15 protein-coding genes are annotated in these 21384 nt (G+C 63.6%); 9 read left to right on the forward strand and 6 right to left on the reverse strand.

The features are described from left to right. Nucleotides 1-486 precede the first annotated feature (486 nt). From PLANPX_RS26515 to treZ, 3 genes are all read right to left on the reverse strand, one after another. On the reverse strand, nt 487-1524 hold the full coding sequence (locus PLANPX_RS26515; RefSeq protein ID WP_172992350.1) for a DUF1559 domain-containing protein: 1038 nt from the start codon (nt 1522-1524) through the stop codon (nt 487-489). 71 nt (nt 1525-1595) lie between these two features. Further along, the gene (locus PLANPX_RS26520; RefSeq protein ID WP_152101633.1) at nt 1596-2336 is read right to left on the reverse strand and encodes a helix-turn-helix domain-containing protein; all 741 of its coding nucleotides are present in this window, start codon (nt 2334-2336) and stop codon (nt 1596-1598) included. A gap of 637 nt (nt 2337-2973) precedes the next feature. Next, entirely contained in the window at nt 2974-4866 is a 1893-nt protein-coding gene (treZ, locus tag PLANPX_RS26525; protein ID WP_152101634.1) for a malto-oligosyltrehalose trehalohydrolase, read from the reverse strand. Nucleotides 4867-5078: 212 nt separating this feature from the next. Between treZ and treY the strand changes: the two genes are divergently transcribed. From treY to PLANPX_RS26555, 6 genes are all read left to right on the forward strand, one after another. Continuing rightward, entirely contained in the window at nt 5079-8093 is a 3015-nt protein-coding gene (gene treY / locus PLANPX_RS26530; protein WP_152101635.1) for a malto-oligosyltrehalose synthase, read from the forward strand. A gap of 75 nt (nt 8094-8168) precedes the next feature. Continuing rightward, nucleotides 8169-10343, forward strand: coding sequence for a glycogen debranching protein GlgX (glgX, locus tag PLANPX_RS26535; protein WP_152101636.1), 2175 nt, complete (start codon nt 8169-8171; stop codon nt 10341-10343). A 238-nt stretch (nt 10344-10581) separates the two neighbouring features. Continuing rightward, nucleotides 10582-10824, forward strand: coding sequence for a hypothetical protein (locus PLANPX_RS26540; RefSeq protein ID WP_152101637.1), 243 nt, complete (start codon nt 10582-10584; stop codon nt 10822-10824). 53 nt (nt 10825-10877) lie between these two features. Next, the gene (locus PLANPX_RS26545) at nt 10878-11063 is read left to right on the forward strand and encodes a hypothetical protein (protein WP_152101638.1); all 186 of its coding nucleotides are present in this window, start codon (nt 10878-10880) and stop codon (nt 11061-11063) included. A 47-nt stretch (nt 11064-11110) separates the two neighbouring features. After that, a complete protein-coding gene (locus PLANPX_RS26550) occupies nt 11111-11395 on the forward strand; it encodes a hypothetical protein (RefSeq protein ID WP_152101639.1) in 285 nt (94 codons plus the stop codon). Between the two features lie 247 nt (nt 11396-11642). Then, entirely contained in the window at nt 11643-12203 is a 561-nt protein-coding gene (locus PLANPX_RS26555) for a cation transporter (RefSeq protein ID WP_152101640.1), read from the forward strand. Nucleotides 12204-12351: 148 nt separating this feature from the next. On the opposite strand, the gene PLANPX_RS26560 is transcribed toward PLANPX_RS26555, so the two are convergent. Both PLANPX_RS26560 and PLANPX_RS26565 read right to left on the reverse strand, forming a co-directional pair. Next, nucleotides 12352-14553, reverse strand: a complete 2202-nt coding sequence (locus PLANPX_RS26560; protein ID WP_152101641.1) for a bifunctional serine/threonine-protein kinase/formylglycine-generating enzyme family protein — start codon at nt 14551-14553, stop codon at nt 12352-12354. After that, entirely contained in the window at nt 14532-15116 is a 585-nt protein-coding gene (locus PLANPX_RS26565; RefSeq protein ID WP_152101642.1) for an ECF-type sigma factor, read from the reverse strand. The genes PLANPX_RS26560 and PLANPX_RS26565 overlap by 22 nt, the downstream gene beginning before the upstream one ends. Before the next feature lie 435 nt (nt 15117-15551). Here PLANPX_RS26565 and PLANPX_RS26570 point away from each other — a divergent pair, with 435 nt between their 5' ends. The 3 genes from PLANPX_RS26570 to PLANPX_RS26580 all read left to right on the forward strand — a co-directional run bounded on the left by PLANPX_RS26570 (nt 15552) and on the right by PLANPX_RS26580 (nt 20886). After that, complete coding sequence (locus PLANPX_RS26570; RefSeq protein ID WP_152101643.1) at nt 15552-17879, forward strand: PEP-CTERM sorting domain-containing protein; 2328 nt, start codon at nt 15552-15554, stop codon at nt 17877-17879. Between the two features lie 262 nt (nt 17880-18141). Then, complete coding sequence (locus PLANPX_RS26575; protein WP_152101644.1) at nt 18142-18513, forward strand: BlaI/MecI/CopY family transcriptional regulator; 372 nt, start codon at nt 18142-18144, stop codon at nt 18511-18513. 45 nt (nt 18514-18558) lie between these two features. Then, complete coding sequence (locus PLANPX_RS26580; protein WP_152101645.1) at nt 18559-20886, forward strand: M56 family metallopeptidase; 2328 nt, start codon at nt 18559-18561, stop codon at nt 20884-20886. Nucleotides 20887-20999: 113 nt separating this feature from the next. Here PLANPX_RS26580 and PLANPX_RS26585 read toward each other — a convergent pair whose 3' ends face one another. After that, nucleotides 21000-21377, reverse strand: coding sequence for a hypothetical protein (locus PLANPX_RS26585; RefSeq protein ID WP_152101646.1), 378 nt, complete (start codon nt 21375-21377; stop codon nt 21000-21002). Nucleotides 21378-21384: the final 7 nt, after the last annotated feature.

Here is a 21384-nt window from a genome sequence, read left to right on the forward strand (position 1 = left end):
AACTCCGTGCTCCTGCGGGTAGCCGCGATGCGGCCGACAGTCATCAGCCGGGGGGCGTTGGACCTCGTTTACGGACATGCTCGATCGGCCGGCGAGAACTCGCCGCCCGACAACCGACCTCGCGGTCAGGCAATTGAGCAGACGACCAACTCGAACCGACGTCCCGCCTCTCCGGCTAATGACTGTCGCCATTCACGGGCGACCCATTCATTGGCAGGATGACTGAGCGTTTGTAACGCTCCCTCTAGCCCCGGGCTCCGCCCGGGGGTCGCTCACCACTCCGGTTGGCGACGCCCCGCCGCAATCATCATCGCGCGTGATGTCACCCAATCTGAACGCTGTAGCCCCCTCCCCCTTGAGGGGAGGGATGGGGAGGGGGTGGAACCCGGGTACTCGCTTCAATCACCCCTCCCTAACCCTCCCTCTCGAGGGGAGGGGACCTCAGGGTTCTGTTTATCTGCGATTCGCCGCAAAGGCTCCGGCCGATCACGGCCAGTCACCCGCCTCATCCCCCGCAATCGTCGACAGCGCTCGATAAACAGCCAGTTCCGCCGCCGCCTCCAGAAACCGCACGCTGCCGTCGCAGTTCAAAAAGAACCCGCCGCCGGCATGGTCGCTGCGGAAGTTGCTCGTCGCGTGCGTGCCGCCGTTGGTCGTGCTGCGGCAATCGGTGATTGCCGCCTCGTCGACGAGCGTGCTCGTCACCGGCCGCTTGCCGAGCGACTCGACTGTCGCCGCGTAGATGCCGGCGTAAGGGTAGCCGCCTGCCGCAATCTCGTTGTTGCCGAGGTTGCCGATCATCCACGGCACGTCGACCCGCGGCGGTTCGACGCCTGGCGGCTCCACCGCTTCGTTACACCCAGGCCTCACGCACACCGGCCACGTCTCGCCGCCGGCCGCTTCGCCCATCGCGATCGTGCGACTCGTCCCGTCGCCAATCTGGCACAGCTTCGTCGGCTCGGCGTAGCCCGCGGCCACGATGTGGAACACGCCGCGCTCGCTGTCGGGAAACTCGTTCGCTAGACACCACGCATCGGTCGCGCCGCGCGAGTAGGCGTAATCGGTCGTCGCCAGCCGCACGCCGGCGGGAATGCCGAGCTGTTCGTAAATCTGGTTCGCGACCGTCTGCACGCCGTTGCTGGGGCACGTGAAAAGCGGAATCGGCGTCGCCAAAATCTCCGGCAGTTGTTTCCAGTAGTCGAGCGATTGATTCCAACGCAAGGTCACCGCACCCTGCTCCAAATACGGGAGCGTCGCGACGTTGGCGTTCGCTAAAATCTGCGGCCCGCTGGCGCCAAGGGTCATCCGCGCGCCAGCCGGCAGATGGCCGAGCGCCGCTTCATGATTCAGCAGTCCTAGCCCCATTTGCTTGAAATTGTTCTGACAGCTCGAACGCCGCGCCGCCTCGCGCGCCGACTGCACCGCCGGCAACAACAGCGCGACGAGCAGGCCGATGATGGCGATTACAACCAACAACTCAACGAGCGTGAACGCCCAGCGGCGTGAACTAGCGCAAGGAACCATGTGCATTGTCGTAACGGGGTGCAACAAGTTGCGAGAGGCGTCTCCGACGCCGATGGCGGCCGCTGCCAGGCTCAGCAGTGACTGCGCGACATCTGTTCGGGATCGGAGATCCCTCCCGCAACTCTTTCGAATCCGCACTCCTGCGCCTGATCCGAGCTAAGAATCAGCGGCGTCGCGGCCGGTCGGCCATGCCCCGGCGCCAAGTACTCGTCCATTCGCAGCAGCCGCTCCTGCTCGAACTGGAAGACGTACAAAAACTGCATCCATTGCTGCCGACCATCATCGAGTCGCACCTGTTGCCCGCCCCGCATAACGACGACGTCGCCGCCGCCGGTCGGCGCTTCAACGTAGTAGTCGCCATCGCCGCAGACCTCCCAGAAGCGGTAGCCATTCTCGACGAACTGCTGAACCCCCTCGATCCCGCGGTATTCGCCGCGAAGGATCGCCCCCGCCGAGAAGTTAGGGAGATGCGTTTCGATCTGCATCGTGATGTCGCGATGGGCCAGATCGTACAGATCAGACGAGTCGTGTTGTTCAGCGACCCGCTTCAGCCCGGCGGTCAGCCGTTCGACGTGCCGCTTCCAGCGCAGGTGCAGATCAACTTCGGCGCAGGGAATGATGATCTCGGTAACCGGCACTCCCAGCCCGCCGGCGATGAATTCCAAAAAACTCCGCTTCAGCGGGTTGCCCCGCTCGGCGTTGCGAATGGTGCGCTCAGAAACGCCCGATCGCACGGCGAGTTCGAGCTGCGTTAATCCGAGCGCACGCCGAAGGTTGGCGAGCTTCGCGCCATGAGGCTGCAACGAAGGCATGAACAACGACTCTCAAGTGATCGCGACGCCGCCGTGCCGCGTGAAGGAAAAGGAACAACTGAAAAGGGACTCTCGACTCCACCGCTAGCGTCGCTTCTCCGTCGAGGGAGAGCAGCGATCGTGAACCACGAGGTCAACTTTCCGTTTTCTTGCCGTCAATGCTAGTCGCCTATTTGGGGGATAAACGCTAATGTCACAAACTCATCGGGTTAAGAAATTCGTCGTTTTCCGACCTATTCGTAAACATCTCTGATTGATTGCGGAATCAAATTTGCCATAACCCGCACCCGCAGGTTTCTTGTGGAGGCAATCGCTCGTGTCTCGTACTTCACTGCGAGAGCGCTGCCCCGTTTTCGCAGTGAATTAGGTAGCCGGCGCCGCGCGTACGGCCTACGACGCTGGCGTCGGCTGCCGATTTCACGCGAGCTAAGGCAATCCATTCGCACTGCTCAGTGATCGCTTAGCGCGCAGTGTAGAGAACTGCTGGCAACTTGTATCGAGCAACTGTCGCTGCGATTGGGGTGATTACCCCAGCGCAGCGAGATGACGCGCAGTTTTGAGAGATCGAGAGTTTGCGACGACTGCCTCGGAAACATTTTCTCGATGCCGTCGCTCCGCAAAACGAAGCGCACCGGCGTCACTCAACAAACGGCACGGCCTCCAGCACAATCGCCGTGTGCCCGGAGATGATCCAATCCCGCGCGTTGAAGTCGGCCGTCCCCGCCCCGGCGTAATCAAACTGCTCGCTCGACCAGAGGAGCCGCCAATCTTGCCCGCGCGGCGGCGCGGCCAGCGGCTCCGGCACCGGCCGCCAGTCCATATCACGGCCAAGATTCACGCAGAGCAGCCGGTCGTTTTCATCGGGAGCGAACCACCGCAAGATAAACGCCTCCGGCCCAACGATGGCGCCGTCGAGCATCTTCCAATCTTGCTGCGAGAAGATCGGATCTTCCCGCCGCAACTGCAGCAAGTCGCGGTGGAGCCGCAGCATGCCCTCGTGCCGGCGGCATTCGTCCCAATCGAGTTTCGATTGCTCGAACGTCTCGCGCGACGAAGGGTCGGCGAGTTCGCCATGATCGCCCCACTTGGCCGTCCGCGGGAAGTTGCGGATGTAGCCCCAGCGCCCGTCACGGACAATCTGCTTCAGGTCGACGTCGTGGTCGGCGAAGTAGCTGAACGGCGTTGTGGCGCCAAACTCCTGCCCCATGAACAGCAGCGGCGTCGGCGGCGCGAGTAGCAGTACCGCGGTGAGCGCGCGGTAGCGCCCCGCCGAGGTAAGGCTGTTGAGCCGCAGCGCGCGGCCCGAGTTCGCCACCTGATCGTGGTTCTGCAGAAAGTGCACCATCTGCGCCGCCTCGCAGTTCCGCGTCGGCGAGCCGCGCCGCTTCTTTTGCCTTGGGTTGAACTGTCCCTGGTAGAGATAGCCGTGACGAATCGCGGAGAGAATCTCCTGCGGCGAACCGGCGTAGTCGGCGTAGTAAAACTCGGCATGCCCCGTCGCCGCGACGCGGCACGTGTGATGGAAGTCGTCGTTCCACAATCCGTCGAGCCCGTAACCGCCGGCATCGGTGGGTTCAACGTGATTCACTTGCTGCAGTTCGTTCTCGGCAATTAGCAAAATCGACCGCTTGCCCGCCGCCTTCCGCGCCGCGACCGAGATATCAGCGAGTAGATGCCGCGACGAGTCGTCGTATATCGCCTGCGTCGCGTCGATCCGCAAACCGTCGAAGTGAAACTCATCGATCCAGTAGGCAGCGTTCGAGGTAACGAAGTCGCGCACCGGCTGCGCTTGTTCGCCATCGTAGTTAATCGCGTCGCCCCACTCGGTCGGATGGCGCTTGGAGAAATACGAAGTCGAGAAAATCCCCGTGTAGTTGCCGTTGGCGCCGAAATGGTTGTAAACGACGTCGAGAATCACGCCGATCCCCAGTCGATGGGCCTCGTCGACAAACCGGCGGCAGTCGTCGGGCGACCCGTACAGCCGCGTCGGCGCGAACCACGCGACGCCGTCGTATCCCCAACCGTAGTCGCCGTGAAAGTCGTTGATTGGCATCACCTCGATCAGCGTGACGCCGACATCTTTCAAGTGCGGCAGCTTTTCAATCGCCGCGGCCCAAGTTCCCTCCGGCGTGAACGTGCCGACATGAAGTTCGTACATCACCTGCCCCGGCAACTTCACGCCGGGCCAAGCGGCGTCGTTCCACTTGTATTCTCGCGCATCGACCACTTGCGAAGGGCTATGCACGCCTAGCGGTTGATAGCGTGACGCGGGATCTGGAAATGCCCGCTGATGCCCGTCGATGCGGTAGCCGTATAGGTCGCCCGCGCGAGCCTCAGCATCGAATAAGGTGTAATAACCATCCGTTTCGGGTTCCATCAACGAAACCCGACGAACGGTCTGGCCATCTGGTTCGAAGAGAACCAGCTCGACCTTTTGATGGCGTGGCGCCCAGAGGCGGAAGTGGACGCCCCGCTTGGTAGTTTCAGCTCCAGCGGGGAGTTTACGCGGCGTGGCGGTGATCGTCGACATTTGGCACATCCTTTGCTCGCTAGGCGGGACTTCGGCAGGACCGAAACGAATTCGCAACTCACATACCAATCGCTCCCGCCTAACGACTGGTCGCATTCCACACGGCGAACGATTCGACCGCTCACCATTTACCCACGCCACTTTCATCCACGTTACTTTGCCGCCTTCGCCTCCCGCAACGGCCTTCACACGCCAGGAACGTTATAACGTTGATGTCGGTCCAGCTTAGCAAGATGCCAGCCACAACCGAGGCGTCCCCTATCAATCACGCATCGCGGGTCAATCGAATTCCGCTGGCGACCTATCGCCTGCAGCTGTCGGAGTCATTTGGCTTCGAGCAGATTCGTGAGTTGATTCCCTACTTGCAGCAGCTCGGCGTCAGCGACCTCTACCTCAGTCCGCTGTTCCGCGCTCGCGACGGCAGCACGCATGGTTACGACGTCGTCGACCATGGCGCGATCGAGCCGGCGTTCGGCGGCGAAGTGGAACTCGTGCGCATGGCCGAAGAAACCCGCGCAGCTGGGATGGGCATCGTCCTCGACGTGGTTCCCAATCACATGGGAATCAACGACTCGGGCAATCGCTACTGGCTCGACGTGCTCGAGAATGGCGAAGGCGCCCGCTGGGCCAAGTTCTTCGACATCGACTGGGACGCGATTCCGCAAACGCTCAAGCATCGCGTGCTGCAACCAGTGTTGGGGCAATCCTTCGGCGCCACGCTTGAACAGGGCGAACTGAAGGTCGTCTATTTCGAACGCCGACTGCAGATCGAATATTTTGATCGCCGCTTTCCGTTAGCCCCGCGGACTTGGCCGGCGGTGCTGGAGTTAGTCGCCGCGCGACTTGCCGAAGCGGCTCACAACGGCGTCACAGCTGGGCCCGAACGTCGCCAAGCCCGCATCGAACTGACCGAACTCGAAAGCATCATCGCCCAACTACGACACTTGCCCGCTTCGGAGGATTGCTCCGCCCAAGCCCTGCGCAATCGCTACCGCGAACAGCGGATTGCCCGCCGCCGGCTCGCCCATCTCGTGACGAAGCGGCCGCGCGTCGCCGAGGCCCTCACGGCGGCGATCGAAGAAATGAATGGCGTCGTCGGCCAGCCGAGTAGTTTCGATCGCCTCGAAGAATTGCTGCGGGCCCAGTGCTACCGGCTCGCCTACTGGCGGGTCGCCTCGGACGAGATCAACTACCGCCGCTTCTTTGACATCAACGAGCTCGCCGCGATCCGCGTCGAAGACAGCCAAGTGTTCGAGATGGTTCACCGCCTCGTCGGCACGCTGCTGGAGCGCGGCCTAGCCACCGGCCTACGGATCGACCACCCCGACGGTCTGCTCGATCCGGCCCAATACTTCGAGAACCTGCAGACGCTCTATCGCCGCTCGCAGCCTGAAGCGACGCGCGACGCAACGGGCCAACTCTACATCGTCGCCGAGAAGATTCTTTCCGGCAGCGAGCAATTGCCGACCGACTGGGCCGTGCAAGGCGCCACCGGCTACGAGTTCATCAACCTGGTGAGCCAACTGCTTGTCGACGCTACGGGGGTAAAGGCGATTCACGCCGCGTACGAAGAACTCTCCGGCGTCGAAGAAACGGCGGCCGAGATTTTCTACGAGAGCAAGAAGGAAGCCGCCAGCGTCGCGATGCTCAGCGAGATGCAAATGCTCGCCGCGCGGCTCTACCGCATCGCCCAGCGACAACGGGCGTCGCGCGACTTCACGCTGCCGACGCTGCTGCGAGCGCTGCAGGAGGTCATCGCCTGCCTCGCCGTCTATCGCACCTACGTCCCGCCCCGCGGTTGGGAGGCAAGCGAAGAAGATCACCGCCGCATCGGCCTCGCCATTCGCTGGGCGAAACGCCGCAACCCCAGCATGTCGCGATCGCTGTTCGACTTCATCGCGTCGGTGCTGCTGTTGCAGTTTCCGACGAACCTTAGCCAAGAAGACCGCGAGGCGTGGCGGCACTTCGCGCTAAAGCTGCAACAAGTCAGCGGCCCGATCGCGGCGAAGGGGGTCGAAGATACGGCGTTCTACCGATTCTATCCGCTTGCCTCGCTCAACGAAGTCGGCGGCGAACTCGACGCGACCGGCATCGCGGTCGAAGAGTTCCATCGCCTGATGCATCACCGCGGCGCCACGTGGCCGCACGGCATGTCGGCCTCGTCGACGCACGATACGAAGCGAAGCGAAGACGTCCGCGCGCGGCTCCACGTCCTGTCGGAAATCCCCGTTCGCTGGAAAGAGGCGGTCCTCCTCTGGCGGCAGATGAATCGCCGCTTCCTTGAAAACTGGGATGGCGAGCCGATCCCCGACGCGAACGAGGAATACCTTATTTATCAGACGCTCGTCGGCACCTGGCCAGTGACGCCAATGAATGACGCCGCCCGCGAGACCTACTGCCAGCGGATCGTGCAGTACATGGAAAAGGCGCTTCGCGAGGCGAAGCTCCACACCTCGTGGATGAATCCGTCGGAAGATTACGAGACGCTCGTGTTCGACTTCGTGCGGAAGATCCTCGGCCCCGAGGCGGCGGCGTTTCAAACCGACCTGGCGCAGTTCGTCGCGGAGATTGCCGACGCCGGGTTCGTCAATTCGCTATCGCAAGTGGTGCTGAAGGCGACGCTCCCCGGCGCCCCCGATTTTTATCAGGGGACCGAACTGTGGGATTTTAGTTTGGTTGATCCCGACAACCGCCGGCCGGTCGACTACGCGACGCGGACCGCTGCTCTTAAGGAACTCGGTCGGCGTGTGGAAGGCGATCTGTCTGGCGTTGCCACGGAGCTCGCCGCCGCGTGGCCTGATCCACGCGTGAAGTTATTGGTTACAAAACAATCGCTCGCGGCCCGGCGCCGCCATCAAGCGCTGTTCACGCACGGCGAGTACATCGCACTCGAAACCACCGGCGGATTGGCCGACCACTTGTTCGCGTTCGCTCGCCGCGACGGCGACGACTGGGCAATCACCGTCGTGCCGCGACATTTCCAGTCGCTCGCGCACGGCAAGCAAAACAAAAAAGCTGCGACCGGCTGGAAAGCCGAGTGGGGCGACGCCGCGGTGGTGCTACCCGCCGAGATTGGCGCTGCGTGGCGCTGCGAGCTTTCCGGACAAACAGTGGAAGCGGCGCCAAACGGCGATACATTGACGCTGGCGGCGCGGGAACTGTTTGCGGCTTTGCCGGTGGCGCTTCTGACGAAGACCGCTGGCACAAGGCCAGCGGCTCGCGGTTGATGCTGCGACTCGCAGTGAGTGACGACGACTTGTATCTGAATTCCTGAACCCCGACACCCGAACCCCGACACCTATATGCGTATCTGGCCAGGACGACCCTACCCCCTCGGCGCCACATGGAACGGCAAAGGCGTCAACTTTGCCCTCTACAGCGAAAACGCCACCAAGGTCGAGCTATGTCTCTACAACTCGCCCGACGATGACAAGGAAGCGGAGCGGATCACGCTCGTCGAACACACCGATATGGTGTGGCACTGCTACCTTCCCGACATCCGCCCGGGGCAGGTGTACGGCTATCGCGTGCACGGGCCGTACGAGCCTGAGAATGGCCACCGCTTCAACCCAAATAAGCTGCTGCTCGATCCTTACGCCAAGGCGCTCGCGCGAACAATCAACCCGACCGACGCGATCTCGGGGTACATCCTCAACAGCAAAGAGGGTGATCTTTCGTTTAGCGATCTCGACAGCGGCGCCGACGGCCCGCTTGGCTGCGTCGTCGATGAAGCGTTTTCGTGGGGCGACGATCGTCCGCCGAACACGCCGTCGCACAAGACGCTTATCTACGAGATGCACGTCAAAGGCTTTACGAAGCTCAACGAAGAGATTCCCGAGGACCTGCGAGGCACCTACGCCGGCGTCGGTTCGGAACCGGCGATTCGCTTTCTGAAAGAACTCGGCGTCACGGCGGTCGAGTTCCTGCCGATCCACGCGAAAGGCGACGACCGCCCGCTTGTGGAGCGCGGCCTCATTAATTACTGGGGCTACAACACGCTCAGCTTCTTCGCACCGGAGCCGACCTACGCTGCCGCCGATCGGCCCGCCGACGTGTTGATGGAGTTCAAGTCGATGGTGGCCAACCTCCACGACGCCGGCATCGAGGTGATTCTCGACGTGGTTTATAACCACACGTCCGAGGGGAACCAGATGGGCCCCACCTATTGCTTCCGCGGCATCGACAACGCCAGCTACTACCGCCTAGCGCCCGACGCTCGCTACTACATGGATTACACCGGTTGCGGCAACACGCTCAGCATGCAGAATCCGCGGGTGCTGCAGCTGATCATGGACAGCCTCCGCTACTGGGTGTTGGAGATGCACGTCGACGGTTTCCGCTTCGACCTCGCGAGCACCCTCGCCCGCGAACTGCACGAAGTGAACAAGCTGGGGGCGTTCTTCGACATCATTCATCAAGACCCGGTGCTCAGCCAAGTGAAGCTCATCGCCGAGCCGTGGGATCTCGGCGACGGCGGCTACCAGGTCGGCAACTTCCCCATCCTCTGGTCGGAGTGGAACGGCAAGTACCGCGATTGCGTCCGCCGCTTCTGGAAAGGTGACGGCGGCGTCGCGTCGGAATTCGCCACCCGCATCAGCGGTTCGAGCGATCTCTACGAGTGGGGCGGTCGCCGGCCGCACGCGAGCATCAACTTCATCACGGTTCACGACGGCTTCTCGCTCAACGACCTCGTATCATACGACGGCAAGCACAACGAAGCGAACGGCGAGAACAACCGCGACGGCGCCGACGGCAACGACAGTTGGAACTGCGGCGCCGAAGGACCGACCGACGATCCGAAGATCAACGAACTGCGCGAGCGGAAGAAACGCTCGATGCTCGCCACGCTGATTCTTTCGCAAGGCATTCCGCTGCTCCTCGCCGGCGACGAGCGGAGCCACACGCAGCAAGGCAACAACAACACCTACTGCCAGGACAACGAACTGACGTGGCTCAGCTGGAAGCTCGACGATCGCCAGAAGAAGCTGCTTGAATTCACCAAGAAGGTGATCGCCATCTGGCAAGCTCAGCCAAGCTTCCACCGTCGCCGCTTCTTCCACGGCAAGTCGATCCGCGGCAACGAGGCGCCTGAAATCGTCTGGCTCGATCCGACCGGCAAGGAGATGAGCGAGGAGGCGTGGCACACCCCCCACATGCGTTGCCTCGGCGTTCACTTCAACGGCGGCCTGGTCGATAACGACGAATACGGCGAGCCGATCATCGGCGACCACGTCGTCATCCTCTTCAACGCCGACCACGCGACGGAGATTCCGTTCGCGCTGCCGGAACTCGAAGGGGACGTCGAATGGGAATGTCTGTTCGACACGGCAATCGAAGAGCCGAAGGAGCCGCCCAAGACGGCGACCGAGGGGAAGGTCGACGCGAAGAGCATCGCCACCGCGCGGGCGTACAAGCTGCGACCTTGCTCGATGGCCGTGTTCACGGCGCCGGCGAAGGAGCGTGCGGAAACGACTTAGGCTGGCCTTTCAGCCTAAGTTGGCAGCGTCATCCTGAACGGAACGAAGGATCTGGCGCCATGACCAGCTTCCAGATTCTTCGCTCTGCTCAGAATGACGACGAGGTAGCGACAAACTGTAATGCTGGCAGTCGCCGGAGGGTCATTTACCCCTCCGGCGGCGCCAGATCGCGTCCTTTCCCCGCCAAAGCGGCGGAATTAACGCCGTTGCCGCGCGTCGAACGACTACAGTGGGGGTAATGACACAACACACCCTCGTGAATCTCAGCGGCCGCGCCATTCCGCCGAACGCCAAACTCGCCATCAACGGCGAGGCCAAGTTGGGCGACTATCTGGTCATCGAGACCTGCGACGGCGCCACTGGCGTCGCCGCCTGGCGAACCGAGGCCGAGTTCAATCTCCAGCGCGCAAGCGCCGCACCGACAGGCCCGCCGCGCACCGCCTGGATGCCGCAGCTCAAACCGAAGGCGCCCTACAGCTGACGCCTGCCCGCTTCGCATTCGTTCTCCCCCTCGACCAAACCGACGAGCATCACATGACGTTCAAGAAGGGCGAAAAGGTTCTTACCGAAGAAGGCGAAGTGGGCGAGATTCTCTTTGTCGATCGCGGGGGCCTCGAAGCGCAAGTCGCCCTCCAACGTATCAGCACGAAGATCCGCTGCGATTCGCTCAAGAAATTTGAGGGCGTCGAACCCCGCAAGAAAACTCGTGGCGCCAAATAGCAAGCATGGCGAGCTGAAGATCGGCTGGCCCTCACGGAAAGAGTTCCATGGCGAAAGACATGATGGTCCGGTGCGAGGAAAAGCGCCTCCACAAAATCGACGGCAAGAAGGAAATGCGCTGGGTGCAACTCGGCGTCGCCGACCTCTCCCCGGACGCCGCGCGCGAAATTCGCTGCCTCTACTGCCATGGCCAAGTGAAATTGCGAACCCAGAAAGCGGACTATGGCTCGCAGACGCTTATCGAACACCGCTCGCGACAGGACGCCGAACGCTGCCAAGGGAGCGCCCAATACCAAGGCTCCCATCAAAGGTCCGAGAAGCCGGTCGTCTGATCGCTGCCTCCCAGCCGAGATGAAATGTTGTGGCTCCCTCCCCCTTGAGGGGAGGGCTGGGGAGGGGGTTGAAGCCTGGTACTCGCTGCGATCACGACGCCAAGCGTCACACACTACGATGGCATCGTTTCCGGCCGTTTACGCTCGTAATCGACAGCCTACCTCCGGTGCATTAGGCTGATGCGCTCCATGCGTTCTGCAAACGCTCACCACGCCGCACCGCGTCTCCCCTAAGCGAGTTTTTCCAATGAATCAGCTCATCCGCACGTTAGCCGCCCTATCCACGCTCACCGCTTTCTCTCTGGCTGGTAGCGCCGCCCGCGCCGACGAAACCGTCACGATCGACGGCGTCCACATTTGCTGCAAAGGCTGCGCGGTCGCCATCGAGAAGGCCGTCGCCAAGACGGCTGAGGACAAGGAACACCCGGCTGAAGTAAAGTGCGCCGTCGACAGCGACGCCGGCAAGGTGGAACTCGTCGCCGCCGATACAGCCGCCATTCAAGCCGCCGTCGATCAAATCGCCGCCGCCGGCTTCCACGGCAAACTCAGCAGCAAAGAAGTGAAGTGGCCGAAGGCGAAGGCGCCGAAGGGCAAGGTCACCAGCCTAGAGGTCACCGCCGTCCACAACTGCTGCGGCGCCTGCACGAAGGCGATCAAAGCGGCCCTTGCCGAATGCGAAGGCGTCACGGCCGACACTTGCAAGCCGAAGGAAGAGTCGTTCGTCATCGAAGGCGACTTCGATGCGAAGGCTGCACTGAAGGCCCTCCACAAAGCCGGCTTCCACGCGAGCCTGCCGGAGAAGAAGTAAGCTTCTTTCACTCTGAATGTGTGGCCCCCTCCCCCTTGAGGGGAGGGCTGGGGAGGGGGTGAAACCCTCGTACCCGCATTATTCACCCCTCCCTACCCCTCCCCCTCAAGGGGAGGGAACCTCATGGTTTAGTTTTGATGCGCCCGGCCTACGCAATCTCGCTAACAATCCGCATCCCCGCCGCCCCCGGATTGTCGGCCTCCTGCCCCCAACGGGTCACGGCCGAACAAAACCGCGCGAGATCGGTATGCGCCCCGCCGCGCATCACCCGTTCGACGCCGCGCGCTTCGCATACCGGATCAACCGTCGGCGACTGCTCGTAAAAATCGACCTCGTACCCGTCGAGACACCACTCCTGCCGGTTGCCGTACAGATCGTACAGCCCGAACGGATTGGCCTGCCGCGTCGCCACCGCGCGATACAGCCCCTCGGAGTTGTCGCCAAACCACGCATGCTCGCCAAGCATCGTGGAATCATCGCCGAAGTGGTAGTGCGAGTCTGATCCAGCCCGCGCGGCGTACTCCCACTCCGCTTCCGTCGGCAAGCGGAACGTGCGCTCCGGTTCGAGCGACGACAGCCACTCGCAGTACGCGATGGCGTCGTTCCAGGTGACGTTCATCACCGGGTAATCGTCCACGCACACGCGCTGCCCCAAATTCTTCCACGAGTAACCGCGACGCTTCACCCACCCTTTGTCCTCGCGGCCCCAACCGCTGCTCCGTTCGCAGTCGGTCACGTAGTCGGCGGCCTCGACGAACTTGCGGAACTGGGCGTTCGTCACCTCCGTTTCGCCAAAGTAAAACGGCCGGCTAATGACGACCCGGTGCTGCGGCCGATGGAGCGCGTCCTCCAGTTCCGCCGTGCGATAACGCCAATCCCCCTCCGGCGGCAGCGCGGTCGCCAGCTCCTCGTCGCCGAGTCCCATCGCAAACTCCCCCGGCGGCAACAGCACCAGCGGCGCCCCGCCCGGCGACTGCCAGCGGAGCGGCAGATCGAGATAGCGGGCCCATGCCTGTTGGATCTCGCGCAGCCGCTCGGCAGTAAGCGGCGACTTCGCTACTGGCGGAGCCGGTCCGCTCGGCAGCGCTCGGCGCGAGCTGCCAACGCCGCTGCGATTCGCTCGCCATGTTTGCCACGCAACCCCACTGATCACCGCCACCCCCACAGCCGCGAACGCCGCTCTCCGCGTACAGCGCTCTGCGTCGCGTTCCGCGGGCAACTCGCCCGCCAGCGCCTGCCGCAACAGCCGCTCCGCCTCGGCCATCGTCGGCACGCGATCCTCCGGCCGCGGCGCCACGAACCGCCGCCACGCCGCTTCGACCTCGCGCGGCACGTCGGCCCGCTCCAGCATGAGCGTCGCACCACGCTTCCCCTCGGCCCGCAAGCGATCGGCCAAGCTTCCGCGATGGGGCGCCTCGCCCCGCAACATGAAGTAGATGACGCATCCCAGCGAGTACACATCGGCCGTCGGACCGATCTCGACGCTGGCGCCAAGCTGCTCCGGCGCCGCGAAGCCGACGGTTCCCAAGAACGCACCGGCGCCTGTCGCTTGAAAGTCAGCCGCTCGTGAAAAATCTGTCGCCTGCCCCGCCGCCGTCGAAACATCTGACTCCGCATCCGCGATCATCGTCTTCGCGAGCCCAAAGTCGACGACCCGCACGACGCCGCGCTCGTCAAGCAACAAGTTCGAAGGCTTCACGTCGCGGTGAATAATCTGCCGCGCGTGGGCATGCGCTAGTCCGTTCGCCGCTTCCGCCGCCAGTTCGAACGCCCGTCGCCACGGCAGCGCCCCTTCGCGGCGCACCAACTGCTCCACGGTTTCGCCGGCGATGAACTCGGTGACCAAGTACGGCCCATACGGCGAATCGCCCGCATCGAGCGCACGCACAATGTGGGGATGCTCCAACTGCCCGAGGAGCTTCGCCTCGCGCACGAACCGCGCGGCCGCATCCGCTTCAAGCAGCGACGCATATCGTGGGAACTTCAGCGCCACGAGCCGATCGAGCCGCTGATGCCGCGCCTGAAACACAATCCCCATCCCGCCGGCGCCCAGCCGCTCGAGGATGCGATACTCGCCGACCTGCTGCGGCGCCGCGAACCCGCTACTCCCCGCCTCGCCGGCTGTCGGGTTCGATAACTCCGCAGCGAGGTGCTGCAAATGCTCGCCCAGCAATCGTGCCGCATCGCCCCCTTGCTCAAGCCGCGCCACATATGCCGCCGCGTCCGGCATTCGCCCCGCGCGCAACTCCGCCTCGAATTCATCCGCCAATTGATCGACGCGCACGACCGCCGCTAGCGACAGATCGCTCAACTCGCGATCGAGTCGATCTAGTTCGTCTGCTGACGCCACAGCCGCTCCACCAGATGAAGCTTCCGCTGCACCGTCCGCGTCGTGCAGCCGAGCTGGAGGGCGATCTCTTCGTTCGATGCTCCTTCCAAGCGCAGCGTCGCCGTCGCATGCAGCGTCGGGTCGCCATGCAGGTCGAGTTGCTCGAACAGCCGTTGCAGTTCGTCGCGCAGCACAGCCACTTCTTCTGGCGAAGGCTCGCCGTCGGCTGCCGCGCTAAGTCCGTTGTCGCTGATTGTCGCCTGCCCCCCGCGACGCAACCGCAGGTCGCGGCGAATGCGATCGGTGGCCTTATTGCGCGAGATCGTCGCCAGCAGCCGCCACAGGTCGTCGCGGTCAGCCAGTTCGGCCGCGCCGCCGTCGGCCGCTGCCCGGCAGAACGCATGGAACGCGCTTTGCGCCACATCTTCGGCGTCGCCGACGCCAGGCGAAATGCCCACCAGCAGCGGCCGCGCGAGATTCTCGATCCGCAGCCCGTACCGCCGCCACAGCGCAAGAATCGCCGCCTCGTTCCGCTCGCGCAGCTCGGGAATCAATCGCGTGATGGAGCCAACGGACTCGGGCATGGCGAATTTTCAAAGCGACTCGAAAGAATGCCGGCGTGCCGGAAGTACATCCAGCAGATGCAGTTATCTTAGGCGGCGTTCGCCAGGCTCACAATAATTCGCAAGATTTCTCCGTTTCTTCTGTCGCCGATTTGCCCCGGCGGCGTTTACCTCCCTGAGACGACCGCTCGCAGTTCGCGACGGGGGCCGCGAACTGCCGCACCTCCCAACGCTGCGTTTCCGCAGCCGTTGGCTACGCGAGCATGAATTTCGACGCCGCTACGGCGTAGCGCTACCGCTGCGCGCCGTGAACGCTCCGCGGCGAAACCTCGCCCAGCGATCGCTCTCATCGCCGACTGGATTTGCCGGCGACTTTTTCCCGGGCATTCCGCCCGAGTTCTTCGTTCGCGCCGCGGGAGCAATTCTCCCCAGCGCAACCATCAGGTAGGAACAGCGATGAGTTTCTCGACACCCCACTGCCTCGCACTCCGTTTCCACAGCCGCACACTGCTGGTGGCCGCTCTCGCAGCAGCGCTGGCGCCAACATCCGCCGTTCACGCTGCCGTCAAATCGTGGTCCGCCGGCAACGGCAACTGGGCCACCGGCGGCAATTGGTCGCCCGCGGGCGTCCCCGGCGCGGCCGACGACGTCCTCATCGGTCCGCACATCAACGCGGCAAATGAAATCGTCACGCTCAACGCCAACGCCAGCGTCGATTCGCTCACCATCATCGACGGCATGACGCTCCGCACCGCCACCGGCCACCTTGTCGTCGCCGGCACGACGCAAGTCGGCGGCCAGAACATCGTCGGTCCGTCGACGTTCGCCTCACGGCTGCGCGTCGAAGACGGCGTCGCCGGCGTCGATTTTTCGACCGACAACCTCACCGTCACCAACTTCGGCCGCGCGACGCTCGAAGACGACGCGTCGGTGATCGTCCAAGAGGTCGCCACCATCGGCGCCGACGCCGTCCTCATCGGTCACGGCGCCGTCTACTTTGGCGGAAGCACAGGTACGGTCCTCGCCAATGACGGCACCATCGAAGCAGGCCCCGGCGGCCTCACTCTCTACCAAACCTCCGGCGGGCGGTTCGACCTCGACGGAGTCAGCGGCGCCGGCGCGCTCGTCGTCAACTCCGGCGGCGGCAACGGGCTCGTCTTCTACGGCGATCAACTCACCGATTCGTTCAGCAGCTCCATCACGATGGGCTCCAACTCCCTGCTTGAGATGAACTTCACCGGCGGTTGGAGCGCCGGTTCCGCCAGCTCGCTCCTCGTCGTCGGCGCGGGCAACCTGCCAACCTCGATCGTCGACGGCAGCCACGTCAATTGGTCCGGCGAAGTCGACGTCACCGGCGATCACGGCCGCTTGCGCTTCGACGCCGACGTCACGCTGGGCGCTGCGACGGTAGCCAACGTGAATGCTGACGACGAGCTCGAATTCGCCGGCGCCACCGAGATCCAGGGCGGCGACTACAACCTCGCCACTGGCGCCGAGCTTCGCTTCACCGGCGACGTCACCGTCGCCGGCGGAACCTTCTCCACCGCTGGCGTCGCCAACAACAGCGGCCGCGTCAGCTTCCTCGGCCCGTCAACCTGGCAAGGCGCCGTCACGCTCAGCGGTCGCTCGCGCGTTGCCGGCATGGCGATCGTCTCCGCCGCGACGACGATCGACGCCGACCAGTTCGACATGGACGGCGCCGGCGGCACGACCATCTGGGACGTTAACGCCGCGCTTACCGTCAACGCCGACCAAATCGACGAAGCGGACAACCAGTTCGGTGGCGCCATCGAAGTGAGCGGCAGTCCGACAAGCCGCCTCACGCTCAACCTCGCTGATCCTGAAGCCGCCTGGGAAATGCAAGGCACGCTCGACCTCGCCGGCGGCTCGCCCCTCTACTACACCCGCATCGCCGGCTCGCGCATGAACTTCGGCGGCTCGATGAACGTCACCGACTCCAACGTTGCGATCGCCGCCCCCGTCACGTTTTTGTCCGGCAGCCTCGTCAACCTGGCCGCCGCCGGCTCCGACCTGCGCTTCAACGGCGAAACGCTCCTCCAATCAGGCGTCGACGTCAACGGCCAGGGCTGGCTCCACAACAACGCCGCCGGCGCCGGCATGACGCTCGCCAACGGCGTGACGTTCGGGCAAGCAGGCCTCGACAATCAAAGCCGACTCATCATCGGCGACCACGGCCCCGGCCAAGCGTTCGTCGACCGGCTCACCAGCGGCGCCGACGCGACGCTGCAAGTCCACGTCGGCGGCACGACGCCCGGCACGGAACTTTCGAACCTCACCGTCACCGGCGGCACGGCCCAACTCGACGGCGCCCTCGCCGTGACGCTTGCCTCGGAAGGAGGGTGGACGTTCGCCCCTGAGCTCGGCGACGTCTTCACGATCCTCACGGCCCCCGGCGGCATCGTCGGCCAGTTCGACGACCTCATTCAACCGGTCGGCCTTCCCACTGGCATGCGGTTCGTGGCGCAGTACACCGCCAACAGCGTCCGCCTGCTCGCCGACGACACCTTCGCCGGCGACTTCGATCGCGACGGCGACGTCGATGGCGCCGACCTCGCCGTGTGGCGCACCGCCTACGGCCTCAACGACTACGCCGACGCGAACAGCGACGGCACAAGCGACGGCGCCGACTTCCTCGTCTGGCAACGGCAGTACGGCTTGGGGGCGCCCGTAGCGATGGTGATGGCCATCCCCGAACCGACGACGGCGATGCTGCTGCTCGTCGCCACCGCGACAATGACAACGGTTCGCCACCGCAAGCGCTGAATCGTCAAATGTGATCGTCGCTTACACTTCAATCAACAACCACGCAACAACAGCCCCGACCTAGCTAGGTCGGGGCTGTTTTCATTAGCGGCTACTTTATTCGCGACGATTCGCGTCATTCGCGGGCTCATTCTTCAACTCACAACATGAGTCGTTGAGCCGCTAGCACTTCTGCCGGGCTGAAAGCCCAGCCAACGCTCTTGCACCCCATAGACGACTCGTCTACGATGCCGCGTAGACACACCGTCTATGGAACGCCCGCATGGCTAAATCGCCGCGACACGTCACCGACGCCGAGCTCGCCGTCCTCAAGACGCTCTGGGACGCCGCGCCGCTCGCCGCCCGCGAGATCGTCGAGCGCCTCTACCCCGACGGCTCGCCCTCCGACGTCGCGACCGTGCAGAAGCTGATCAGCCGCCTCGAAGCCAAGGGGCTCGTCAAACGCGAGCGGGCGACGCCGGCCCATCTGTTTCGCGCGACGATCACCGCCGAGGCCTTTGCCGGCGAACAGCTCGAAGCAATGGCCGAGAAACTGAGCGACGGCTCGCTCACGCCGTTCGTGATGCACCTCGTCAATGCCCGCGGCCTCACCCGCCGCGAGCGGCAAGAACTGCGAAAATTGCTCGGAGAGTAACGCCCTTCCCTCGCCGCGAGGCGACCCGCACGTTTGGAGAACCGCATGATGGACGGACTCATCTCGGCCGGCCTGCTGAACGCCGCCCTTGCGACGCTCCTCGCGGGCGTCGCGATTGCCGTGACGGCCGCGTGGAAGAATCCGTACGTCGCACGCCTCGCCTGGCTCGCGGTGCTGTTGAAACTGCTGACGCCGCCACTTCTATTCGTTCCGGTTGAAGTTGCTTGGCTGCAGCCGAGCGTGCCTTCAACACTGACCGTTGCCGTTGAATCAGTCGCGATCGAACCCAACGATTCGCAGCCCGTCGCAAACAACGTCGACATCAGCGCGGCAACGACCGAGGCCCTCACAACGTCAACCACCACTCAAGCGATCGCGACGCCGGTCGCTCCCGCCACCACACCAACCGCACCACTCCTCGCCCCCGCCCCATACTCGTTCCCATTCACCCCGCTCCAAACCCTCGCTGCCATCTGGCTCACTGGCAGCGTGCTGCTGGGCCTCCTCGCCCTCACGCGCATCGTCCGTCTCCACCGCTGGCTCGCCCGCTCCCTCCCCTGCCCTACGACACTCGAACAACGCACCGCCGCGCTCGCCGCGGAACTCGGCCTCCATGCCCCGCCGCGCGTTTGCATCGTCGCCGGCCGCGTCGCCCCCTTCGCTTGGTCGCTCGGCCGCCGCGCAACAATCGTCCTTCCTGCTGCACTCGTCGACTCGCTCGACGCCGACGCCCTCGACGCCGTCATCGCTCACGAACTAACGCACCTCCGCCGTCACGACGGCTGGGCTCGTTGGCTTGAACTCGCCGCCACCATCGCTTATTGGTGGTGCCCGACCGCGTGGTTCGCTCGCCGCCGGCTCCACGCCGCCGAAGAAGAATGCTGCGACGCCGACGTGCTGCGAAAGTTCCCCACCCTCCGCCGCGGCTACGGCCAAGCGCTCTTGCAGACGCTCGACCTCCTCGCCGGCGACGCCCCCCTTGCCCCCGGCGCCACCGGCTGGGGCTCGCGCCGCTCGCTGCGGCGACGGTTCGAGCGGATCGGCACGCCGAGCTTGGTTCAACCGCTGCCCAAATGGAGTCGCGTCTTCTACGGAGCGGCGATCATCGTCACCTGCCTCCTCGCGCCGGCCGCGGCTACCTCCGAACCCGCTACCTCTGAAGCCGCACCCGAAGCAGCGCCGGAAACCAAGGAAACAACGGAGCCGATCGCCGACAACTCAGAACCTTGCACCATCACGCTGAAAGACGGCTCCGTCATCAACGGCGTGCTCATAAACAACAACGGCGAACGGCGTGTGGTGCTCGGCGAACAAGAAGTCCCCGGCACGCCCTCCCAGCAGGCGGCAACTCTTTCGCCAACGACAGACCCCGAATCACTGCAACTGTGGGACCTGAAATTAGAAGAGTGCATTGAGATCGCCCTCACCAATCTCCGTAGCTGCAACCTTTCCTCCAAGCCAAACGATCTCGGACGTTTCGAAATCATTCAGGCGCCTTGGAGCCGCAAACAACCGCGAGACTTCCAATCCGAATTGGAGGCCACGGTGCGAGACATTGCCGAGGCCTACTGGGAACTGCATTTCGCCTGGGAAGACCTCGCCGCGAAACGCGCGGCCCAGCGATCGGCGCTAGCGACGTGGAGGCGAATCATGGCCAAACACCGTGGCGCCGATCCTCAAAAAAACGACGCTGGCGTATCTCAATCGCGCGACGCATTCTTCGCAATCCGCTCTCAGGTTGAAACAGCCCAAACACACTTACTGAGGACCGAACACCGACTGCGCTACGTTATGAGATTGGCAAAAGACGATGGACGAGCCATTTGCCCCGCAGATCGCCCCGACGCAAGCAAGCGATCCATCGATCCTTCGCTGTCCGTCGTCAAAGCACTCGCGAACCGCGAAGAGATCTACGTTCAGAAAGCGAAACTCCAGAAGGCGCGAGAACATCAAGCCGAAGCCCAGAAAGCCGTGGTGAAGACCGACCAACCCGCTCTGGGCGATCAACTCAAGGCAACGATTGCTCGTCACGCGGTTCTCCTCGCCGCCCGCGAGTCTGCGGTGCTCCAAGACGTTGAGCTCGGCATCGTGCATCAAATTCACGACGCCGCACGAGACATCGACTCAGCTTATGAGGCAATCCAGACGAGTCAGCGGCAAAAGAACTTAGCCGTCGCCGAAGCGGTCGATGCCAACAAGCATTACGATGAGGATCGCGCCTCGCTCGGCCTGGTACTGCAAGCCAACCAACGCCGCGCTGATGCGACTAGCTTGTATCAGCGCGCACTCGCCGACTACGCCAGGGCGACGATGCAATTGGAGGTCCGCCAAGGCACGCTGCTCGAAGCGCATCGCTTAAGCATCGCCGAATAAAGAGCACGATCTCCATCCGCGCCCTAGCCCCGACCTAGCTAGGTCGGGGCTATTTGCTGCGCCAACCGCGATTGCTCGCGACAACCTGATTCCAATACGCACGAACTCGCCGCTCACTTCAACCGCTCACGCCCCCACTCATCAAATTCCGCCCGCAGCCGCTCATGCGGAATCGGTACGTCCAGCTCGTCGCTCACGACGCGCCAATGCTTCACGACGTACGCCGCCACTTCTTCTTCCGACGCCCCCGGATGGTCCGTTGTGTATCGCGTGGCAAAACTCATCGCCCCGCAATCCAACGCCTCCAGCTCCTTCCAGTACGCGGCACGCCAATCGCCGCTGCGTTCAACGAGGTACGCCCACGCGTCGTGGTAGTAGTACAACAGCGTGTCCACTCCCGACGCGTCCCCTCCGTACATCAGCGGCAGGTGGTAATACATGAGCCCAATCCGCTCTGCGAAAAATTCAACCATCGCTTCAGGCGTTCGCATACCAAGT

Origin of the sequence: Lacipirellula parvula (genome assembly GCF_009177095.1) — a bacterium.
Taxonomy (GTDB): Bacteria; Planctomycetota; Planctomycetia; order Pirellulales; family Lacipirellulaceae; genus Lacipirellula; species Lacipirellula parvula.